The sequence below is a fragment of the Neorhizobium descurainiae genome (genome assembly GCF_051400715.1).
Taxonomy (GTDB): Bacteria; Pseudomonadota; Alphaproteobacteria; order Rhizobiales; family Rhizobiaceae; genus Neorhizobium.
In genome coordinates, this window is sequence record NZ_JBLFFK010000027.1 from 19909 (window position 1) to 40719 (window position 20811).

The following is a 20811-nucleotide window of genomic DNA, read 5'->3' on the forward strand; positions in this document are numbered from 1 at the left end:
GGCGTGCCAGCCTCCTGTCCCGGCGCGGCTTACAGAGGCTGAAACCGGCCTGGGGCATGTCGAGCCCCGGGACCACGAGCAGGTGGGATGAGTTGTGACTGCAATTCAAAGCACCGGTCTCATCATCTTTGCCACGATTGCGCTGTTTGCGTGGAACAAGCTTCCAGTGATCGCCGTCGCCTGCGCTGCGGCTCTTGCTCTTTGGACTGCAGGCCTTGTCACTCTCGATCAGGCTTTCGCCGGTTTCGGCGACCGTGCCGTCTTGTTTATCGCCAGTCTCTTCGTGGTGAGTGCCGCGCTCGAAAGGACGGGCGTGACGGCATGGGCCGGACAGATCCTCATGGCGCGGGCAGGCGAAAACAACCGCACGCGGCTGCTCCTTATTCTTATGACCGCCGTTGGCTGCCTGACGTCGCTCCTTAGCGGAAGCGGCGCCGTCGCGGCGCTGATGCCCGTCGCCGTGATAGCTGCGGCGCGCATCGGCCAGTCGCCGGCCCAGCTGCTGATGCCGCTGGCATTTTCCGCGCATGCCGGAGCCAACCTGCTCTTGACGGGCGCCCCGAAGAATTTCCTCGTCTCGGAGGCGTTGGAGGATGTGGGACTCGAAGGGTTCGCTTTTGCCGAATTTGCACTTGTCGGTGTACCGTTGCTTGCCGGGACGATGCTCATCGTCCTCCTCCTTGGCAAGCGCCTGCTGCCCCGCCAGAGCAGTGCGCGGCTGCCCGCCGACTTCAGCCAGCACGCCCAGACCTTGGTCGAGCACTACGGTCTGCGCGATGGCTTGTTCAGGCTCCGCGTCAGGAAGAGCTCCCCCTTGGTCGGGCAGTCGCCTGATAGCATTGATTTGGGAAGCTCCGACGGCTTGCAGATCATGGCCGTACAGGCCTCCGCATCCGGCCTTCCGGTTCGCGGCCGTGCGGTTACCTCGGAAGACTACCTGCTCGTTCGCGGCGCCGCGCAATCCGTCGCAGATGCAGCATCACGCCTGCATCTAGCCATTCGCGAGGACGCATCGTCGGAAGGCGGAAGTCCGGCGTTCAATCGCCGGTCGGGGCTGGCCGAAGTGATGATCCCTCCGCGCTCTGGCCTGATCGGAAGGCCGATGTATCCCGGTCTGGCAACGGAAGATGGCGACCTGATCGTCCTGGCGGTGCAGAGGGGCGGCGAGGAAATCGACTACACCAAACCGGAGTTGATGCCGGGCGATACCATTCTTCTCGAAGGGAGCTGGGAAGCCCTCGATCGGCGGCTGGATGATCCCGATGTACTTGTTGTCGATTCGCCGGATCTCGTCCGCCGGCAGGCCGTGCCCATGGGGCCGGGGGCGAAGATCGCCGTCGCCACGCTTATCGGGCTTGTCGTCATGCTGGCGGCGAACATCGTGCCGCCTGCCGTCGCAGGCATCCTCTCCGCCTGCATTCTCATCGGGACGGGGGTGATCACGGTTGAACAATCCTACCGCGCCGTCCACTGGACGACGGTGATTCTCGTTGGGGCGATGATGCCGATTTCGACGGCCATGATGGAGTCCGGCACGGCGAAGTTCGTGGCCGAAGAGCTTGTGTCCGCGATCGGCCACGCGGGGCCGACGGCGCTCCTTGCCGGACTTTTCCTGCTCACGGCGTTCCTGGGCCAGATCATGAGCAATACGGCGACGACAATGCTGGTCATCCCAATTGCGATGGCGGCGGCGGCAAACATGCACATTGCGCCGCAGCCCGTTCTGATGAGCCTTTGTGTCGCCGGCTCGGCGTCGTTCATGACGCCGATCGCCACGACGACGAACATGATGGTGATGGGGCCGGGCGGGTATCAGTTCGGCGATTACTGGAAGCTCGGCACACCTCTGATGGTTTGGTTTTTCGTTGTGGCCGTTTTCATCGTCCCGTTGATTTGGCCGCTTTAGAGAGGCCGCCCGGACTTAGGAAATGCCGTTTGGCTTATACAGCATGTTTAGAGACGCGGCGCATGATTTTGGGACAGGCAACTAATTATTCGTCCCATGATATTTGCGAAGATGCTTTGTCGCATTGCTGCGATCCCGCAAGGGAAAGAGTTCATTTTGGAGAGAAAAATGCGAAAAGTCGCCTTTATCGCAGTCTGCGCTATGCTTGCCGCGAGCTGCACCTCTAACGAGCAGCGAGTGGCAGGAACGACTGTCGCGGGCGCTGCAACCGGTGCCGTAATCGGCGGCATTGCCAATGGACGTCGCGGTGCCCTGGTCGGCACTGCGATCGGTGGGGCGACTGGCGCCATGGTGGGCGCAGCCACCAATCCTCGCGAGTGCTGGGCTCGTGACAGGTGGGGCAATCGTGTCAGGGTGCGCTGCTGACGCGCTACCACTTCAATGCAAAACAAAAGGAAATCGGCGGTTGTGCGTTTGGAAGGCAGTCGTACATTGGGATAGCATTGCGCTGGTGCTTGCGGCGTGCCGTTGGTGCCTCCAGGAAATATCGTCGTCATGAACAGCCGAGCGCTGCTTGCTCCCCTCTTACTTATCGCGGCCATTGCGTTCGTATCTGCCTTGCAGATAGCGGCTGCCGTCTTCGCTCCAGTGGCTGGTGCGCTCTTTATCATCGCGCTTGTATGGCCATTCCAAAAGAACCTGCAGCGTTTCCTGCCGAAGCTGCTGGCTCTTGCGCTTGTGGTCGCTGTTATCGTCTGCGTCTTCGTCGCCCTGACATCGGCCGCCGCCTGGGGATTCGGGCGCATCGGTCGCTCTGTCGTTGCCGAGGGTGCACGGTTTCAGGCGCTTTATAACCAGCTCGCCGACTGGCTCGAAGGGCATGGTATCGTCGTCGCCGGGGTGTGGGCGGAGCATTTCAACGTCGGCTGGTTGCTGCGGATACTGCAAGGCGTGACCGCCCGGCTGAACACGACGATCTCGTTTTGGGTGGTCGTTATCGTCTATGTGCTGCTTGGCCTCCTCGATACGGAGGCGATCGCCCAGAACATCCGCAGGGCCCTCTCCAGCGAAACCGCAAATGCCGTGATCCGCGGCGGCGTTCTCACGGCTTCTAAACTGCGGCGCTACATGCTCGTAAGGACGGTCATGAGTCTTGCCACCGGCGCTTTCGTTTGGGCCCTTTCCGCCGCATTCGGGCTCCGGTTCGCCGCCGAGTGGGGTGTCATCGCCTTTACCCTCAACTATATACCTTTCATCGGGCCGTTCGTGGCAACCCTCTTGCCAAGCGCCTATGCCCTGGCGCAGTTCGGCTCGCCGGAGGCAGCCATTCTCATCTTTGCTGGCCTCAACATCATCCAGTTCGTCATTGGAAGCTACATCGAGCCGAGAGTCGCCGGCTATGCGCTCGCAATGTCGTCCTACGTGGTTCTCTTCTCGGTTTTCGCCTGGTCATTCGTCTGGGGCCTGTTTGGCGCGTTCATCGGCGTGCCGATCACGATTGCGATCCTGACCTTCTGCGCTCAGTTCTCGTCGACGCGATGGGTCTCGGAAATTTTCGGCGCATCCGCCGCATCGGAAAGCGATCGTTTGTAACAGCCTGGTTTTGGACTTATGGATCGCGTTCCGCCAGATAGTGCGACAGTCTCTCGATCTCCTGTGGTCGCCAACCCTGTGGATCGGTTACCGCCAGCCAGGCTCTGAGATAGTGTTCCGGAGCAAAGACGTGGCCGAAACCCATGGGCGTGGCATTGGCCACAGCCATGTCGACGCCAAGCTGCAGCATGGTCACAATGGGAAACCACTGCAGATGAGGAGACACGTCCGGACCGCGGGGCGCATTCATCCAGTCGGGTTGGCGATAGAGGTCGCGATAGTCGAAGAAAGTGATCGCGTCGCTGGCATATTGCAGATAGACGATCCGCATCGGCCCCCACGGCGCTTCGGCCGGCACTGTCGAGCCGTTCTGGTTCATGAAGCGGAATGTCGAGCCCGCGCGAAATTCCGGCAGCCACGCTGGTGATCCGGCATTGCGTGCTTCCGTTACCTGACGCCAGATCCTGCTTGCGAACGGTGGGCCGCTCCAGACCGCGCCCTGGATCGGATCGCCGAGAATCTCGAAGATCTCCGTTGAACGTTCAGAGTTCAGAGCTCCGAGGCTGAGTCCATGCAGATAGAGCTTTGGCCGGCGGTCGCGGGGCAGGGTCGTCCAGTAGCCGTAGACCTGTGCGAAAAGTGCCTGAGCCGCCTCCATGCCATAGTCGGGCTCGATTAGCAAAGAGAGGGGGCTTGAAAGATAGGAGTACTGCAGCGCCACGCTCGCGATATCCCCCCGGTGGAGATATTCGACGGTGTCGATCGCCGCGGGATCGACCCAGCCAGTGCCTGTCGGCGTGATCAGGACGAGGACCGCGCGGTCGAACCCACCGACACGCTTCAGCTCATCGAACGCCAGCTTCGCCCGTTCCGTGGCGCTGTTGCCGGCGCGAAGGCTTGCATAGACCCGTATCGGCTCCACGGCCGGCTGGCCTGTGAACTCCTCAATGTCTTCCGCGCTCGGGCCAGAGGAAACAAAACGCCGCCCGGTCCTTCCAAGCTCCTCCCAGGCCAACAGCGAGGCAGCGCTTCCGGTTTGAAGCGGCGATGTAGGCTGGTCCCGATCCGGCTCAAAGAGCGCGTCGAAGGCCGCAAAGGATGAATCCAGGACATGCAGTGCGTAGCGAACCAGCAGACCGTTCGCAACGGACCAGAAAAGGATGATCCCGAGCGAAAACCCGATGACGCGTGAAACCCTCGGCGGGAGGATGCGATCGGCGCCTTTCGAAATCAGCTGAACGACAGCCATGAACAGACGGGCGAACATCACCAGGAATACGAAGGTCAGGATGGCGATCAGGCTGACCTCGATGGGGTGCGCGCTGCTGACCGGCTCCATTTCCATGAGCTTGCGGATCGAATTTTGCCACGCTGTCGTGTTCCGCAGAAATTCGACCACCAGGACCAGGCAAAGGCCCAAAATGGTGATCTTGAGCCATCTCTCCACCTGGCCGCGCGGCTCGGGCAACTGCATGTAGCGCCAGAGCGAGCGCCAGCCGACGCCGGTCGCGTAGCCGACGGCGAGACACGCGCCGGAAAGAGCACCCTGCATGAGGAAGGACCGCGGAATGAGCGTCGGCGTCAGAGATGCGGCAAAAAATATCGTGCCGAGCACAACGCCGCCAGCCGACAGGGATCGCAGGAACCTGAGAACGACGCCAACCAGGATGTGTTTCTTGGCAAAGGTCAGCATGGCGGCGGCGGTATTCCTTCGATTGCCGCCATCACGCGGATCACGCTCACCGATCGGCGTTGAGCCAGCCGACACCGTGTACGATCAGATCGATCCCCAGGAATGCACCGATCACCCAGCCGCTGGTTGCCGGATATCCTGCCAGGATCAGGAAGCCGGCAACCACGCCGAGCAGGCCTGAGAAAAACATCGTACGCTTGCCGCTCCGCAGGTAATTCACGCCAACGAAAACCCGGGCAATGCCCGAGAGCAGCAGGATGACGCCAAGCGCCCATGTCAGGAACTGCGAGCCGAAGCCAGGCAGGCTCAGGAGTACCACTCCAAAAGCGATATAGAGAAGACCGAGCGCGAATTGCAAAAGGAAGCCTCGCCATCCGCCCGCAACAATGGAAAGGCCGATCTCCACGAGACCGGCACAGATGGCCGCGATTGCCAGAAAGGCCGCACTGACGATGGTTGCGTATGCGACATCAGCAAGAACGAACGCACCGGCAATGACGAAGGCGACGCCGATGGCCGCATTGGTCCATCGTGAAGATCTGGGACGGCTGACACCGGATTGGCTCGTCATCACTTGCTCCCTCTCCTGGCTGAAGTTCGTGACGTTTTATCGGCGAAGGCGGCGGATATCGACAACGCGACCGGTACGGGCACTGAGGGCGATTTCAAAATTGCTGTTTCCGCGCCTTGCGTGATAAATAAATATCCGACCCCGGCAGTCGATGCGGCGGACATTCCGCCAGCCCCGGTTTTGAATGAGCCTCTGACCCTGGCCGCACGTGATCGCACGTCCGAAGTTAAGGTCGGAGCCGATCTGAATGTTCACCGTCACGGCATAAGCCGGTGCAGGTACCGATAAAGGAAGCATCAGACTGAGCGCGAGAGCAAATGCCGACCACATGTTTTTGCGCATCTTCTTCCTCCACCGAATAGACTTCGCGACGATAGGTTCGGCGCCCGGCACCTTGTCAAGAAGCGGCTTGAGCGCTTCTTGGATTAGGGACGCGGTGCCTATTTGGTGGACGATTCAATCAAGGAGTCTGCTGCAACTTGGGCCGGTCGCGATATGAACCGCAACGCTGTCCGACGAGGCGGAAAACCATACCTTTCGGCTCGCGTGAGGTCACTGGAATGGGGTGGCCCAAGCCGCCGGAGGAATAGCTTGCTACACGGCCTCCAGGCCGCCGTTTTTTACAATGAACGCGATGACCGCATCCAGGCCGATACCGCGCGACAGATCCGTAAGGCCGAACGGCCGGCCGTCGCGCATGCGCGACGCATCAGCCCGCATGACGTCGAGATTCACGTTCACATAGGGTGCGAGATCCGACTTATTGATAACGAGGAAATCGGAGCGCGTGATGCCTGGCCCGCCTTTGCGAGGGATTTCCTCCCCCTGACAGACCGAAATAACATAGAGGGTGAGATCGGCGAGATCGGGGGAGAAGGTTGCAGCTAGGTTGTCGCCGCCAGATTCGATAAAGACGATATCGAGATCGGGAATCTTGCGGTTCATTTCGGCAATGGCCTGGAGGTTGATCGAAGCATCTTCACGGATCGCGGTATGCGGGCATCCGCCAGTTTCTACCCCCATAATCCGGTCCTCGGAAAGCGCCTGTCGGCGCACGAGGATCATTGCATCCTCTTTAGTGTAGATGTCGTTGGTAATGATCGCGATCGAAAAACGATCTCGCAGGGATTTGCAGAGCTTCTCCGTCAAGGTAGTCTTGCCCGATCCGACAGGACCACCGATGCCAACCCGCAAAGGACCATTCTTTGATGTCATGTCGCGCCCCGGTGAACTGACGAACGATCGCATCCGTGCAAAGCGATGTTGAATGTCTGTGGTCTGCGATTAACATATCATGGATGGGAAAAAGCTGTTTGTCCAATTGGTAGCGGCCTGTCAGCGCGGCTTCTACTCCGGGTGCGAGCGTTCCAATCCGGATCGTTCGAAGGTCAGAAAGCTCCGGGGCACACCTCATCATGTCGTCACTGGCGAGCTCAGGCTGCTGCCGACCAACAATGAGCCGTCTAGCTCTCGTTGCATCATCGCAATCAACCAAAATCGGCTGTGATCATCATCGCGGTGCTTGGCACATCTATGCTGTCGAAAAACAGAACCTCGATGCTTCCGGAAAACGCTCCACTATCGCTTTGGCATTGGTGGCCTTCCCGGATCCGGATGCTCCTACTAAGACAACAACCGGCATTCTTCCCCAGCGGGGTTCAACTTCCAGCGCTAGGGTAGTGTACCCGAAGTCGCCAAATGCGCAATATCTGGTGTCGGTGCATCAAGACATGTGGCTCTCGTCCTCCTGGAAAGGCAGCGAAGCGAAGGATCAACCCTTCCGGCGGAGCTTGTTCTCCAGCTCGGCTCGGTCAGTAGCGAATAGATGATGGCCTATGCGGTTGGTCTCGGCGACGAAGTCACGAAGCGCTTTGCTCGCCGTAGTGTAGACAGAGATGTCACCGAGGATCACGAGGCGCATTCGGTAATTCTGCATTTTCTGGAAGAAATGTCCGGCAAGTCTGCTGCTGAGGTCGTAGAACTCAGGCGTAAATCGGCTGGTAGGGACGACAATGACATCGACCTCCTTGCCATAGGTCTCGCCCAACAGGTCCAGTGCGTCTTGTTCAGTCGCTAACGCAGAGCCGTCAGTGGCGGCAAAATACAAGTTGAGACCTGTAATGTTTTCTATGCTCATGACAATCTCGTGTGCTTTCTCGTAAACTCGGTAGCCGTCCCCGATACCTCTCACTTCGTTGCGCTTCAGGGCTGACAGCGATCCTCCAGCCACACACCGCCGGCATCAAGGCAGGCATCCTGAGCCAGGAATGCAGAGAAGCGGATGAACGCAACAAATGCGATCATCGCACCAATGATCATGGCCAAGGCAGCTCGTTTCGAAGGAAATCGCATCGGATAAAAGTATCAAACTGACGTATGCACTGCGAACCTTAAAATTCGACCTACTATTCAGCTTTAGGGCTATAGGCTAAATGGCGCACCCGACAGGATTCGAACCTGTGACCTTTGGAATCGGAAAACAGGTCTGACCGATTTTCTCATGCTTCCTCTTGCTTGAAGAAATCAGATTTTGTAACCTAAATCAATATGAAAGTGTTTCTTTCGATTCCAACGGTTTGGCTCAAATTTACCCGAATTTGCTTCCTGCTGCTTCCTATATGCTTCCTGTAACTGGTAAGGTGCCTCCGTGGCGAAGCTGACGAAGAGAGTGATAGATGGCCTTCAGGCACGCGACAAAGACTACTTCGAATGGGACGATGAGCTGCCCGGTTTTGGTGTTCGTATCTGGCCAACTGGTCGAAAAACCTACTTGGCTCAATATCGAGCCGGTCAGCAGACCAGGCGCTTCAAGATCGGCGTTCATGGCCCTCTAACCGTTGAGGAAGCCAGAAAGGAAGCCAAGGCCGTTTTAGGTGACGTCGCGCGCGGCGGCGATCCTCAATTAGATCGTGCCACCCGCCGCAAATCTTTAACGGTCAGGGAGCTGTGCGAAGCCTATCTCGACGCGGCGGATAAAGGCCTCGTGTTTGGCAAGCGGAGCAAGCCTAAAAAGGCATCCACCCTTTATGTCGATCGCGGACGGATCAATCGGCACATCATCCCACTAATCGGAACCAAGCTGGTAAAGGATCTGACCACCGCCGACGCGGTAAAGATGATGCGGGATATCACCGTCGGCAAGACCGCAATGGACGAGAAGACCGACAAGATGAGGGGGAGGGCGATCGTGCTGGGTGGGCCTGGTACGGCTTCGCAGGCCGTGACGCTTCTAAGCGCCGTTCTGACCTACGCCGTTTCAGAAGGTGTTATCAAGCATAATCCGGCACGCGGCATCAAGAGGCCAGCAGTTGGAAAGAGAACACGACGCCTCGACGCAAAGGAATACCGCGCCCTCGGGAAGGCGTTGGAGAATGCGGACGATGAGATCTGGCAAGGTGTCGTGGGGACAAAGCTGTTTCTGCTGACAGGTTTCCGACTGAGCGAAATTGCCGGTCTGAAATGGAATGAGGTCGATGAGACTGGCAGTTGCTTTCGTCTTGATGATTCGAAGGAAGACGCATCAATTCGACCGGTGGGGAAGCCTGTCTTCGAGGTTCTGTCTAAGGTGAGTAAGCAGGAGAAAAACCCATACGTGCTTCCAGGTCCTAGAGATGTAGACGGTCACTACACTTCACTGGATGCGGCCATCGGGCGTCTGACGAAGAGGGCCGGTCTAAGCGGCGTCACCTCGCATACCCTCAGGCACTCTTATGCCAGCGTGGCCGGCGATCTAGGCTTTACGGAGATCACCATTTCTGCGCTGCTCGGTCATGCGGCCGGTAATGTGACGCAGCGATACGTTCATCATCTTGATAGCGTTCTGATTGCTGCTGCGGATAAGGTTTCCGGCGAGGTCCACCGAATGATGACGACGGACTTGGCCGAAGCGGCGAAACTACCAAGGCAAGTTTAACCCGAGCGTCTTTCCGATGTTGAACGGACGGATTTAGAAAGTCGTTCGTTCGCCCAGCCGTCCAGATCCTGAACATGGTAAAGCGGGATTCGCCCGCTATATTGCATGGGCGGACCGCCGCCGACCGTTGCCATCTTGGCGAGCGTGGAGACCGCGATGTCGATGCCGTGCTTTGCTGCAAGATAGGCCGGCACATCGACCCTGCGCAGGCGAGGACGAGACGCATCGCTGTTTGAGATCAACTTCATGGCCCAGCTCTCCGTGTTTCAATAGGCAGAGGGGGCGACCCCTTCTGTTACGTAATCACCCAATCCTCAGCGTCGGGTGGTCCGCCCCGCTCGTCGGAAAACTGAGCCGGAAGATGGCCGATGTGAATGCGAAATTCTGGGCAGGTTAGCGACCTCCATGACAGCGTGCCGTCTCTCTTCGCATGGCCTCGTGGTCGCTCGCGCATCATGCGAGGGAAATAGAGAGCGATGGAGTAAGAATACTTGAATCTCGCGGTGGCGAATCCCGTTGGCATCACAGCAGGTCAACTTGACGATAACGCTTTTAGCGCATGGCGGATCCCGCCAGTGCACGTCCATAGAATAGGCCAAGTGACAAATGGAAGCTGAGAGGAGGCGCCTTTCAATAATGATAATTGATTTCCGATAGGTCACCTTACTAAATGCTCTCTAAAGCTTGCGCTCGCTTTAGCGGTCGACGAGATAAGCGGAGGCGTTCCGGGTCAGCAGCGTGAACTTCACCAGTTCCGCACACACGTCGACGACGTCGTCGTGATAAGTCTCTTCCGGACGTCAACATCGTCGCATTCGGCCCCCCACCGACCTCCGGTACCCGCGATGCATTCGTCGAGCTGGTGATGCTCGAGGGCTGCGCAAAGGTTCCTGGAATGGATGCCGTAAAAAAGGCTGACGAGAAGAAGTACACCGAAGCCTGCTCGCGCATGCGTCAGGACGGTCCATTCATCGAAGCAGGTGAGAACGACAACCTGATCGTTCAGCGCCTGGAGTCTGACAAAAACGCCGTGGGGATCTTCGGTTACTCGTTCCTCTATGAGAACGAAGACAAGCTGAAGGACATCAAGATCGCATTCGAGGCCGATCTACCATGGACTCAACGCTGCGATCTGGACCGCGGTGCCCGCGTTCATCTTCCTTCTCCTCTGGCTGCTGTTCCAGAACAGCATCATCGATCAGCTCGTCATTTCCTCCTTCCCCGGTGCGGACGCACTAGAAGGCGCGGCACGGAACCTGCAGTTGAGCGAAATCAGGCAGGTGGCCGCTGGAAACATCTTCAGGCAGCCGACGCCGGAAGTGACCGCCGCCGCCGAGCACATGCGCTCGCTGCAGGCGACATCGACCTATCTGATGGTCGCGCTCACCTGCTGCGTCGCCGCTCTCGGAGCATTTCTAGGCTTCAAGGTGATCAGCCCGCGCTACAGGGCGCGCCACAGCGTTGAAACGGCAGTGACGATCTTCATGATGTTCTCTTCACTGATGGCGATCATCATCACGATCGGCATCGTAGGCTCGCTCGTGTTCGAGGCATTGAACTTCTTCGCCCGCGTTCCCGTCACCGAATTCCTGTTCGGCCTTCGCTGGGAGCCGCAGATCGCGATCCGTGCCGATCAAGTCGCCGGGCAGGGGGCATTCGGCGTCATTCCGGTTCTCTTCGGCACCTTCGTCATCTCCGCGATCGCCATGATCGTCGCGGTTCCGATCGGAATCTTCTCCGCGATCTACCTCACCGAATACGCCCATCCGGGCTTCCGTGCGGTGGTTAAACCGATGCTCGAAATCCTCGCGGGCATTCCGACTGTCGTCTACGGCTTCTTCGCGGTGCTGACAGTCGCGCCGGCCGTCAGGGATCTGGGAGCCGTGATCGGGATCCCGTCCTCGCCGAACAGCGCGATCGCGACAGGGCTCGTCATGGGCGTCATGATCATCCCGTTCATCTCGTCCCTTTCGGACGACGCGTTCGCTGCCGTTCCCCGCGCGATGCGTGACGGCTCTCTCGCCCTCGGCGCGACCAAGGGCGAGACCATCCGCAAGGTGCTGCTGCCGGCGGCACTGCCGGGCATCATCGGCGGCGTGCTTCTCGCCCTCAGCCGCGCCGTTGGCGAGACGATGATCGTGGTCATGGCGGCGGGCCTGATCGCCAAGATCACCCTCAACCCGTTCGACGCAGTCACCACCGTGACCGTCCAGATCGTCACCCTGCTGATCGGCGACTCCGAGTTCGACAATCCCAAGACGCTTGCCGCGTTCGCCCTCGGCTTGGTCCTCTTCCTCGTCACGCTCGCATTGAACCTGATCGCGCTGCGGACCGTCGAAGCTCGGCGAAAGCGCCTCAATGATCGAGCGCCACTGGCAGCAGTTGGCTGCGCAGCGGGCCTTCTATTCCTTTCTGACCGTCGCCCTGCTGCTCGTCGCGGTTTCCGGATCCCTATGGTTCGCGAACGGACCCTGGAGGAAGAGCCCGTCGGGCCGCCTTGAGCAGCCGATTTTCGTCGACGGCAACCAGATCGAAAAGGCCTATGGTCCGAACAATTCGATACTCGACAACTGTCATGTGAGGGTCAGCTTTGCGACCAATGACGAGAGGACAGCCAAACGTGTGTCGGACTCGCTTGGTACCGCCGCCGAGATGCGCGCGATGCAGAATTATGCCGGGCACCGGCTGGCGCCGTGGCTGGCGCACATCATGGTTTCCCGGCAGGAGACAGCGCGCGCGCTCATGACACCCGGGGAGATCATGCAGCTTCCATCTGACGAGGAGATAGTCATGATCGCGGGTGTTCCGGCCCATCCGGGCGAAGAAGGCCGGTATTTCGAAGATGCGCGGCTCAAGGAACGCGTTCTTCCGGTCCCGGAGGTTTTCAATTCCGATGTTCCGCCCATTGTCCACGAATCACGCTGAGAGGAGCAAGCCGCAATGGCAGGCGCTCGGTGTGGCCCTGACCTTTGCCGCCACGCTCGGCGGGCTCGCCTATCTTCCGATCAGAGAGGCCACCAGCGGCCTAAAGGCGAGCGTATCAGCGTTGGGGAGTAGGGTGGTGACCCGCGATGAGATGGAATGGCGTACCGCCCAGGCTGCTGAGGATCGGGCGAGAACCGATGCCGGCGTGAAAGAGCTTCGCGATGCCCAGGTACCACGGGAAGAGCTCGACCGCATCCTGCTTTATTTGGGAGAGCGGATCGATCGCATCGAGCGCCAGCGGTTGTCTGCCGCCCAGTAGCGGCAGTGATCAAGGAAACGAGCGGCCAGATAACATGGCCAACAATTGTCGCTCATCCCGAATCCCGTGCTGGAAAAACGAGATTAGATCGGCCGCGATTTGCGATGCTGCATCGGTCTCTTCGGCGATCCCTCGACGTATCAGTATTTTATCGAAAACGCGCTGCAGCATGCCCAACTCGCCGGGCTTGATCGAGGACGTGATATGAACATGTCTCTCAAGCATGCTAACAAAAGTAGGGCGGCAGCCTGGGTTTCAAGGTCCCTTCGCGCCAGTGCTTGGCGGAAATCGGCAGCGGCTTCGCAACCCATTGGACGAGGGGACCAACTACGTCCGCTTAGAAGTCGGCAACCTCCTGCCGCGAAACCCTCCCCGGCAAATGAGCCTGGATGTTCACCAGCGGGAGAGGATCGGCGCTGTAGGTGGCATAGGCTTTCACAGGCACGATCGAGATTTCGAACCCGCATTTCGCCGCCGCTCGAATCGCATCGTTGACGTTTCGCATGGCTTCGATCAGCCGCTGTTCAGCCTCGTGTTGGCTCTTCGTTTTGGGGAACTGGTGGATTTCCGCCATGATTGTAATCCTCGCCTGCCTACCTCAATCCCGGTTGAACGGCTTGTGCGGATAATGCTCGCTGCAATGCGACATGGGTTTTTCCGCCTTCGACCGCCCGAAACCATAGCATCCCCATTTTCCGCCTTTGGGATGACCGCACCACTGGTTCAGGTGAATGCCGGCGGCCGGCTCACCGTCCCGGACCCTGCGAACAGCCTTCCATGGCGTCCAGAAGCTGGCGAAGAACATCGGCGATGGGGGCTCCGCGCGAAGGAACGGAATACAACTAACATGCAGCAATGCACGAATGCACCCCCGGCCTGACTCGCATTAGCGGATCAGCGGCGAATCGCACAACCTGGCGTGCCCTGCCGGGACCATTGACTTCTATCGGGATATTTCAGCTGTAGTCGACGCGGCGCTTTGGTAGAACTGCAGAAAAGGTCGTCCCCAACTCCTGAGTTGATTCCACAGAAATCTTTCCTCCGTGCGCGACGACGATCTTGTGCGAAATAAAAAGGCCCAAGCCGAGGTGCGTCGATCCAGAACCTTCCGAGCCATTCTCCTTGCCACGCGTCAGGAAGTTGAAAATCGTCTTTTGCTGATCGAGAGAAATTGGGTCACCGTCGTTATGGACGGATATCATAACCCGGTCCTCCTCATCGGAGACCGCGACCGATACAATGCTGTCGTGGGGACTGTATTGGAGAGCGTTTCCTATCAGGTTTGAAAACACTTGCCCCATTTTGGGCCTATCCCACTCGCCCTCTGTATCGCCGGCTAATGTGATTTCGATCTGTCTACCCCCGGAAAGCGTGCGCATTTCTTCGACAAGTTCCGTGCCCAGCTCGCTCATCTTCATGGACGTGCGGACAAGTGGCAACTCCGAACCGAAGGCAGAGCGCGTGACTTCAAGAAGGTCGTCGAGAATGGATATCGCGCGGGTCATCGATTTCGCAATCTGCCCCGAAAACAGGCTCTCCTTGCTGCCTGCCGCCCCGTGATTGACCATTCTTTGTGCCGCCATCAACGCGGCGCCGATTGGATTTCGCAGATCGTGCCCTAACACGCCGAGGAACAGGTCCCGGGACTGATTGACCATTTTTGTATATTCGGCGACCGACTCCGTCATGGCCTGATCGATTGCCTCGTTGAAACGGGTCATGTCTTCGAGGTCAGTCGCGGGGAGAACCTGGGTGGAGGCCGTCCAAAGTTTCACGACACTGGCCCGCAGCGCACGGTACTCAGAGACCATCTGGTCGATATTAAAGCCGTCGGACCATCTCAACGAAGCATGAATTTCCGCAGCACTCCGTGTAAACTTGCCTTCCGCTTCGAGGCCGCGAGATTTTCGAACCTGCTCATTTCTTGATTGGGGCGATTCAAGGTCATCGGCGATGAATTTGAGAAGTTCGACGATATGGTCCTTCAGGGCCAAATCCGTCATCTCGTCGCTAGCCGGTGTACGGGTCTGTGCAAACTTCACCCACTCCGCGACGATTGGGGCGACATTTGCCCGGATGAAGTTTGCGAGTCGCCTGGGCTCTGGTTGGTGCTTCGCAACGTCTGGATCACGCATGGTGGCTTACTTCCCCAACAGAAACGCGCTTCCGCTATGGTCATATTGCTGCGGCTCGTCCTGAGCTAGTGCAGCGAGGGCGAGCGATGTCGTGGTGCCCCCGGGGGGAGCTTAATGAATAATGCCGTACACTGCCAGTTTCATCATATGTCGACGCCGTCTATTGCCCTCCAGTCCTTTCCGGAATGGATGGTTTTCTTGTGTTTACGACTGGTCGAAAACATCGCCAACGGCAGCTTTGCGCCCCCTTATCGGTCATAAACGCCGTCGTGGCGCTTACCTGAAAGCTGCCGGTCCACTTAGGTTACTGCGATATCCGCATTGGGTTAGATGCTGTCAGCCCGCTCGCACGAAGGCTCACAACAAAGGGCCGGTAGCAAGTGCAATGATCGGCTGCTAGGCGGGCCATTCGTTTAAGACCAAGGTCTGGCCTGCTGCCGGCGAGGCCCGCGACAAGGCCATCCACTACGCCCTGGTCGGCATCGGCTTGATCGCGCCGGAAAGTTGGCGCTTCTTATACGAGTGAACGGCTCCGCAAAACGGTAAGCCTTCCGATTTTCTCGGCAGGGTTATGACTATTTGAAATTAATTTCGTAAGTTCCGTCTGTTCGCATCTCGATGGTTTTGGGCAAAGGTAGCGGAACAGGAGAGAATACCTCGTAGAAATATTGGACTGTAAAAACGCCTTTGAACGTGTTGCCTTCGATAATGCCTTCGGCTTCAGTGAAGCATTCGGCTTTTATCCTGACGGGCAGGATACCGCCGGGCGAAAGCGGGGTCTTGGGCAGCTTTGTCCCTGCTGGAAAATCGACAACTACGAGCCCCTGTAATAAAGTCGGCTTATCAGCATCTGCTGAAAGATACTCGTCTGATGTGCTAAAGCGCAGTGGATAAAACCCGAACGCTAAGAACATCTCATCCATAGGGGCAAAAGCAGATTTCAGATCAAGCTCAGCTTCGATCAAGCCCTCATCTGTTCGATAAACTCTTGTGCCCCGAACGCTGTTTACGAGGCCATCCATATTCAGCTGTTGCGGAAGATTGCTGACATTTTTCTCATAAGTTACGTGTCCACCGACAATTTCGACATGGGATGGTATGCCAGCGGCAAGTGGTTTGCCTTTGTCTATCTGGACGTTAGCACGCTTTTTCATTGCTGCCGGACCAAGCAGCTCGCGTAGCGCCGGTAGCAAATCGTCTGTGTCATCCTTTGCCCAGGTCCAAAGCGGCACTTCGGGATTCCCTGCGCGATAGAGGCGAAACTCTCTGCCGTTGACGAGGATGTAGAATTCGGCCGCTATGCTTGGATGCGTGGCATATGTATGGGCCTGTTCGCTGTCTTCTAAAGACAGCTCGAGGGACGGCTTTTTTGCCTCAATCACCCACCGCGCATAGGAAACAACTTCGCAGACAAAATCAGGTTTTCCAACAAGAGGGGGGTCTTTCTTGGGATTTTTATGCCCTAAGAATGCTCGTGGATATCGTATAGTGACCTGGCTGCGCAGATTGGCTTCGGGATGTCCCTGGAAATAACCGAGAGCTTTGCAGAAGGGCCTGACGATTTCGCCTTCTACGTCGGCCTCAGTCATTGTTTCGACGTTGTGGGATGCAAAAATACTCATGAAGCGCTCCAAAGCGGATGCTTCTATCTTAGCGAGTTTCCCGGATAATGAAGTAATCTCTGTTAGATATTCACAGATGGTTTCAAATTCTTGCCGGCTGCGGTTGTCGTAATAAATGGAGCAGCCCCTCATCCGGATAACATTGGGAAGGTTATCGCTGTCGCTATTGTTATTGAAATTGCCAGTTTCGTATAAACGGTGATTACGCCAATCCTTCGCAAGCCGCGCCTTGAACCGCACCATGTGTGTTGCCGATAGTTGCCACCTGGCACGAATCGGGGGGCAGCGATGGCAAACTGGTGGCAGGAATTTTGGGTATGGCTCCAGGCTCTTCAGGGAGGCGCGCCGGCTGTCGTTGGCTCCGCTGCCGGCTCGGCGCTCGGCTTGCTGTCCATCGTAATCGGCGCGCTTTTGAATGCCGAACTGAATCGCAGGCGCGACAGCCGGCTTCGGAAGCAAGAGGTAGTTGGCTTGCTCACGGCAAGCATAGCCGAAATCGAGAACCTCGCCGAAAACCTCAAGCGAAATTTTACGAGCGTCGGCAAACCGAATGGCGATGTCTTGATATTGGACCCGGCAAACCAGTTGCTCATCCTGCCGAAGATCACTCAGCAGCTGTCGGCGCTGCCGCCTGACGCCATCAAGGCGATAGCGAATTCGTATGTTGTGATCGATCAATATTCCGATCATCTCATCCATCTTGGCGGGACACCTCTTCCCGATCTCCCTAAAGATCGGATCGTGATTCAGGTGCCGCACGCATCCTTTGATCGGGCGAAGAGCATTTCGAACGGATTACTGGTCAAGCTTGACGACTATCTGGCGACGATGAAAGACGCCCTGACCGCGCTTCAGAGGCGATAGGGGATGACTCGAAAAAAGAAGCGATCAACGCTGACCACGGCCGAAGCGGTTGCGCGCCTTGATAGAATGCTTCCGATATTGCGCCAGAACGTCATCAACGCACTTCGGATTTCCGCCTCTTAGAATGGCCGCTTTCGTCTCTTGCGTTCGGGAAGCAGTCAGACCGCAGACGGTGTATCTCCGGATACAATTGCGATTTTATGGGCGGCAGAAGCAAAGGACTTCAGTCGCGGAAACAGGCGGTGGTGTTCCATCCAATGGATACTCGCGGCCGCGACGATCAGATCAAGGCTATCGCCAGAGCCCTCATAGTCCTCAGCAAGGCCAACGATCCATTCGATATTGGCGGCTCGCCCGTCTTTCATCGTATGAGCGAGATCAATCATAGCCTGCGACGAATCTATCGCGATCACGTTGTTGAAAAATCGAGACAGTGGGCGGCTTCTTTCCCCTGCACGGGGACTATGTTTCCTTCGTCATTTCGATGGCGCGCTCATACCGATCCGCAATTTCGATTTCCATAAGGTGAGCTTCGCTCTCTTGTTCTGGTCGGCTGCGGCTGGCGCCTTGCCGATCCCTGGGGAGCCAAGGGGTCTTCCCCCTTGCTCCCCTGCAAACGCCGCCTGCACACGGCAGGGCCGCTCGCTCGCAGAGCGGCGCAACAAATCCAGTGCGATTCAAAGCATCCAACCCGCCCCGCTCGCCGTGCAGCCCGGCCGTGCTCGCCGGCATTTGCCCCCTCCATCCCCGCGCGCTCACGCGCCCCCGGGAGGCATGTCGGGGACATGCCTCCGGCATTTACTCAAGGAAAGGATTGGAACAATGGCAAGGATATCGAAGAAGGCCAAGGCCGTCGCGCTCGCGACGGTGGAAGACGTGGCAGCGGGTGTGGAAACCCGCAGCGTCGGAGAAGCGGGAGTGAATGCGGTGCCAGCGCGGGAACCGGATGTCATTGCGTTCGACGCGGAAAACGTCGCGGATGCAGAAACTATTCCGACGGAAACCGCCCCGGAGGCGGCAGCGGATGTCGCTGCGGCTGCGGATACCGCATCGGAGGCCGTCACCGGCAGGGAGGTCTTCCTTCCCCTCAACAAGCTCAAGAAATCGCCGCGCAATGCGCGCAAGACCCCGCACAGCCAGGAAACCATCGAAGCCTATGCGGCCAGCATCGCCGCCAAGGGCATCCTGCAAAACCTCGTGGTGGAGCCGGAATATGATCCGGACGGCCAGCCCACCGGTTTTTATTACGTCACCATCGGCGAAGGCCGAAGGCTGGCCCAGCTTCTCCGCGCCAAGCGCAAGGAAATCAGGAAGACGGAAGGCATCCGTTGCATCATCGATACGGCAAACGACCCGTTCGAGATCAGCCTTGACGAGAACGTGAACCGGGCCGCGATGCACCCCGCCGACCAGTTCGAGGCGTTTCGCGAACTTGCGGAAAATCGCGGATGGGGAGCGGAAGAAATCGCTGCCCGCTTCGGCGTCAGCACCCATGTCGTCAGGCAGCGGCTACGGCTCGGGGCAGTCAGCCCGAAGCTGATGCAGATTTATCGCGAAGGCGGTTTGAAGCTCGACCAGTTGCAGGCCTTCGCTATCACCGATGATCATGCGCGGCAGGAGCAGGTTTATGCCGGTCTCGGCTATAACCGCGAGCCGCACATTATCCGCCGCGACCTGACTCAGACCCATATTCACGCGAGCGACCGTAAGGCGATTTTCGTCGGAGCGGAAGCCTATACCCAAGCGGGAGGCTATATCGTCCGCGACCTGTTCACCGATGATCGCGGCGGATACTTCGAAGACGCAGCGCTTCTCGATCGGCTGGTCATCGAGAAGCTGGAAGGCATCGCCGCCGACGTTCAGGCGGAGGGGTGGAAGTGGGCGAAAGCCTCGATCGACTTCCCATATGCCCATGGCTTCCGTCGCGTCTATCCGGCACTGGTCGACCTTTCGGACGAGGACGAAGCCGCCTACATCGCCGCGCAAGAGGAACATGAACGGTTGGCGGAAGAGTTGGGAAACGCGGAGGAATACGCCCCGGACGACGAAGCCCGCTTCATGGAACTTGAAGCGGAAATGAAGCGGCTCGACAGCATGAGGGACGCCTATCAGACGGATGAGCTTGCACGGGGCGGCGTATTCGTTTCCCTCAATCATGACGGAACCGCCCGCATTGAGCGCGGCTTCATCCGGCCCGAGGACGAGGCCCCGCAGCCGGAAGATGACGGAAACGCGGACGGTGAAACCGTCGTTGACGGCGTGCGCGTGAACGAGGACGGCGAGATCATCGAGGATGATATCAGTCCGGACCCTGACAGCGAGGGCGACGAACCGGAGGAACAGGGCAGGCCGATTTCGGACGGCCTTGTCCGTGACCTGACCGCGCACCGGACGCTTGGGCTTCGCCTTGCGCTTGGTGAGCAGCCAGAGATTGCCTTGATCGCCGTCACTCATGCGCTCGCCGCCCAGACGTTCTATCGCGGCAAGGAAGCGCAAGCCCTCGACATCCGGCCTTACAACCTACCGCTCGGAGTGCATGCGGACGGTATCGAGGATACGGCGGCGGCAAAGCTGCTTTCGGATCGCAATGCCGGATGGGCGGCGGACATGCCGAAGGACGTTGCGGCCCTTTGGGGCTTCATCGCCGGGCTGGATCAGGTGAGCGTCATGGCCTTGCTCGCACATTGCGCGTCCTTGACCGTCAGTGCCGTCAAATTGCCATGGGATCAGAAGCCGCGCGCTCTTGAAACCGCTGACAAGCTGGCGACCGCGCTTGCGCTGGACATGAGCCAGCAGTGGATGCCAACCGTGCGGACCTATCTCGGGCGCATCACCAAGGCGCACATCCTCGCCGCCGTGGGGGAAGCCCTTGGCGACGAGGCGGCGGAACGGCTCTCAGGCATGAAGAAGGTGCAGATGGCGGAAGCCGCCGAGCAGCTTCTGGCCGGAACCGGATGGCTCCCGCCGTCGCTGCGCACCGAGCAACCCGCATCGCCTGCGGTACCGCAGGCGGAAGCAGACGCCGAGACCGCTGTGGACGCAGCAGCAATCGGCACGGCCGAAGCCAGCCAGCCGGATGCGGGTCAGCCTGCCTCGACCGAGAACCCGGATGCGGCGGAAGACGCACCCGTCTTCCATGACGCTGCCGAATGAGCGGCCGTGGCCGGAGCCGCCACGCGGTTCCGGCCACTCCCCCATTGCGCCGAGGAATTCCCCGGTCGCGGTAGCGCTACGGCCGGGAACCACCACCGGATCACAGGAACCACGACA

At 58.5% G+C, this 20811-nt stretch carries 18 protein-coding genes and 3 pseudogenes; 9 read left to right on the plus strand and 12 right to left on the minus strand.

Annotated elements, in window-relative coordinates:
* The first annotated feature begins 94 nt into the window (after window positions 1-94).
* The 3 genes from ACMGE0_RS29400 (at window position 95) to ACMGE0_RS29410 (ending at window position 3499) form a co-directional block, all read left to right on the plus strand.
* On the plus strand, window positions 95-1906 hold the full coding sequence (locus tag ACMGE0_RS29400; protein WP_436819440.1) for an SLC13 family permease: 1812 nt from the start codon (window positions 95-97) through the stop codon (window positions 1904-1906).
* Window positions 1907-2074: 168 nt separating this feature from the next.
* Complete coding sequence (locus tag ACMGE0_RS29405; protein ID WP_495885026.1) at window positions 2075-2332, plus strand: YMGG-like glycine zipper-containing protein; 258 nt, start codon at window positions 2075-2077, stop codon at window positions 2330-2332.
* A gap of 129 nt (window positions 2333-2461) precedes the next feature.
* Window positions 2462-3499: an AI-2E family transporter gene (locus ACMGE0_RS29410; protein ID WP_436819442.1), complete on the plus strand. Its 1038-nt coding sequence runs from the start codon at window positions 2462-2464 to the stop codon at window positions 3497-3499.
* A 16-nt stretch (window positions 3500-3515) separates the two neighbouring features.
* Here the strand turns inward: ACMGE0_RS29410 and ACMGE0_RS29415 are convergent, their stop codons facing one another.
* The 6 genes from ACMGE0_RS29415 to ACMGE0_RS29440 form a co-directional block, all read right to left on the minus strand.
* Window positions 3516-5192, minus strand: a complete 1677-nt coding sequence (locus ACMGE0_RS29415; protein WP_436819492.1) for an alpha/beta hydrolase — start codon at window positions 5190-5192, stop codon at window positions 3516-3518.
* A gap of 46 nt (window positions 5193-5238) precedes the next feature.
* Window positions 5239-5763, minus strand: a complete 525-nt coding sequence (locus tag ACMGE0_RS29420) for an HdeD family acid-resistance protein (RefSeq protein WP_436819443.1) — start codon at window positions 5761-5763, stop codon at window positions 5239-5241.
* Between the two features lie 36 nt (window positions 5764-5799).
* A complete protein-coding gene (locus tag ACMGE0_RS29425) occupies window positions 5800-6105 on the minus strand; it encodes a hypothetical protein (RefSeq protein WP_436819444.1) in 306 nt (101 codons plus the stop codon).
* Window positions 6106-6357: 252 nt separating this feature from the next.
* A complete protein-coding gene (ureG, locus tag ACMGE0_RS29430; protein WP_436819445.1) occupies window positions 6358-6978 on the minus strand; it encodes an urease accessory protein UreG in 621 nt (206 codons plus the stop codon).
* Window positions 6979-7534: 556 nt separating this feature from the next.
* Window positions 7535-7900 (minus strand): DUF4180 domain-containing protein, encoded by a 366-nt coding sequence (locus ACMGE0_RS29435; RefSeq protein WP_436819446.1) that lies wholly within the window; start codon window positions 7898-7900, stop codon window positions 7535-7537.
* A gap of 65 nt (window positions 7901-7965) precedes the next feature.
* Window positions 7966-8088 (minus strand): hypothetical protein, encoded by a 123-nt coding sequence (locus tag ACMGE0_RS29440; protein ID WP_436819447.1) that lies wholly within the window; start codon window positions 8086-8088, stop codon window positions 7966-7968.
* A gap of 322 nt (window positions 8089-8410) precedes the next feature.
* Between ACMGE0_RS29440 and ACMGE0_RS29445 the strand changes: the two genes are divergently transcribed.
* The gene (locus ACMGE0_RS29445; protein ID WP_436819448.1) at window positions 8411-9676 is read left to right on the plus strand and encodes a tyrosine-type recombinase/integrase; all 1266 of its coding nucleotides are present in this window, start codon (window positions 8411-8413) and stop codon (window positions 9674-9676) included.
* Here ACMGE0_RS29445 and ACMGE0_RS29450 read toward each other — a convergent pair.
* Window positions 9673-9924 carry a hypothetical protein gene (locus ACMGE0_RS29450; protein ID WP_436819449.1) on the minus strand — a complete coding sequence of 84 codons (252 nt, stop codon included), beginning with the start codon at window positions 9922-9924 and terminating at the stop codon, window positions 9673-9675. The genes ACMGE0_RS29445 and ACMGE0_RS29450 overlap by 4 nt on opposite strands.
* Before the next feature lie 447 nt (window positions 9925-10371).
* A pseudogene (locus ACMGE0_RS29455) lies at window positions 10372-10464 on the minus strand (arsenical resistance protein ArsH); the annotation flags it as partial.
* 354 nt (window positions 10465-10818) lie between these two features.
* Between ACMGE0_RS29455 and pstC the strand changes: the two are divergent.
* The 3 genes and pseudogenes from pstC (at window position 10819) to ACMGE0_RS29470 (ending at window position 12920) form a co-directional block, all read left to right on the plus strand.
* The gene (pstC, locus tag ACMGE0_RS29460; protein WP_436819450.1) at window positions 10819-12177 is read left to right on the plus strand and encodes a phosphate ABC transporter permease subunit PstC; all 1359 of its coding nucleotides are present in this window, start codon (window positions 10819-10821) and stop codon (window positions 12175-12177) included.
* A gap of 22 nt (window positions 12178-12199) precedes the next feature.
* A pseudogene (locus tag ACMGE0_RS29465) lies at window positions 12200-12559 on the plus strand (type IV secretory system conjugative DNA transfer family protein); the annotation flags it as partial.
* Between the two features lie 22 nt (window positions 12560-12581).
* Window positions 12582-12920 (plus strand): hypothetical protein, encoded by a 339-nt coding sequence (locus tag ACMGE0_RS29470; protein WP_436819451.1) that lies wholly within the window; start codon window positions 12582-12584, stop codon window positions 12918-12920.
* Between the two features lie 337 nt (window positions 12921-13257).
* Here ACMGE0_RS29470 and ACMGE0_RS29475 read toward each other — a convergent pair whose 3' ends face one another.
* The 3 genes from ACMGE0_RS29475 to ACMGE0_RS29485 all read right to left on the minus strand — a co-directional run bounded on the left by ACMGE0_RS29475 (window position 13258) and on the right by ACMGE0_RS29485 (window position 16920).
* Entirely contained in the window at window positions 13258-13494 is a 237-nt protein-coding gene (locus ACMGE0_RS29475; RefSeq protein WP_436819452.1) for a hypothetical protein, read from the minus strand.
* A gap of 382 nt (window positions 13495-13876) precedes the next feature.
* A complete protein-coding gene (locus tag ACMGE0_RS29480) occupies window positions 13877-15055 on the minus strand; it encodes an ATP-binding protein (RefSeq protein WP_436819453.1) in 1179 nt (392 codons plus the stop codon).
* A 575-nt stretch (window positions 15056-15630) separates the two neighbouring features.
* Window positions 15631-16920, minus strand: coding sequence for a type I restriction endonuclease subunit R (locus ACMGE0_RS29485; protein WP_436819454.1), 1290 nt, complete (start codon window positions 16918-16920; stop codon window positions 15631-15633).
* A gap of 45 nt (window positions 16921-16965) precedes the next feature.
* On the opposite strand from ACMGE0_RS29485, the gene ACMGE0_RS29490 reads away from it, so the two are divergent.
* The gene (locus ACMGE0_RS29490; RefSeq protein WP_436819455.1) at window positions 16966-17541 is read left to right on the plus strand and encodes a hypothetical protein; all 576 of its coding nucleotides are present in this window, start codon (window positions 16966-16968) and stop codon (window positions 17539-17541) included.
* Window positions 17542-17699: 158 nt separating this feature from the next.
* Here ACMGE0_RS29490 and ACMGE0_RS29495 read toward each other — a convergent pair.
* A pseudogene (locus ACMGE0_RS29495) lies at window positions 17700-17981 on the minus strand (class I SAM-dependent methyltransferase); the annotation flags it as partial.
* 382 nt (window positions 17982-18363) lie between these two features.
* On the opposite strand from ACMGE0_RS29495, the gene ACMGE0_RS29500 reads away from it, so the two are divergent.
* Window positions 18364-20694 (plus strand): ParB/RepB/Spo0J family partition protein, encoded by a 2331-nt coding sequence (locus tag ACMGE0_RS29500; RefSeq protein ID WP_436819456.1) that lies wholly within the window; start codon window positions 18364-18366, stop codon window positions 20692-20694.
* Window positions 20695-20811 lie beyond the last annotated feature (117 nt).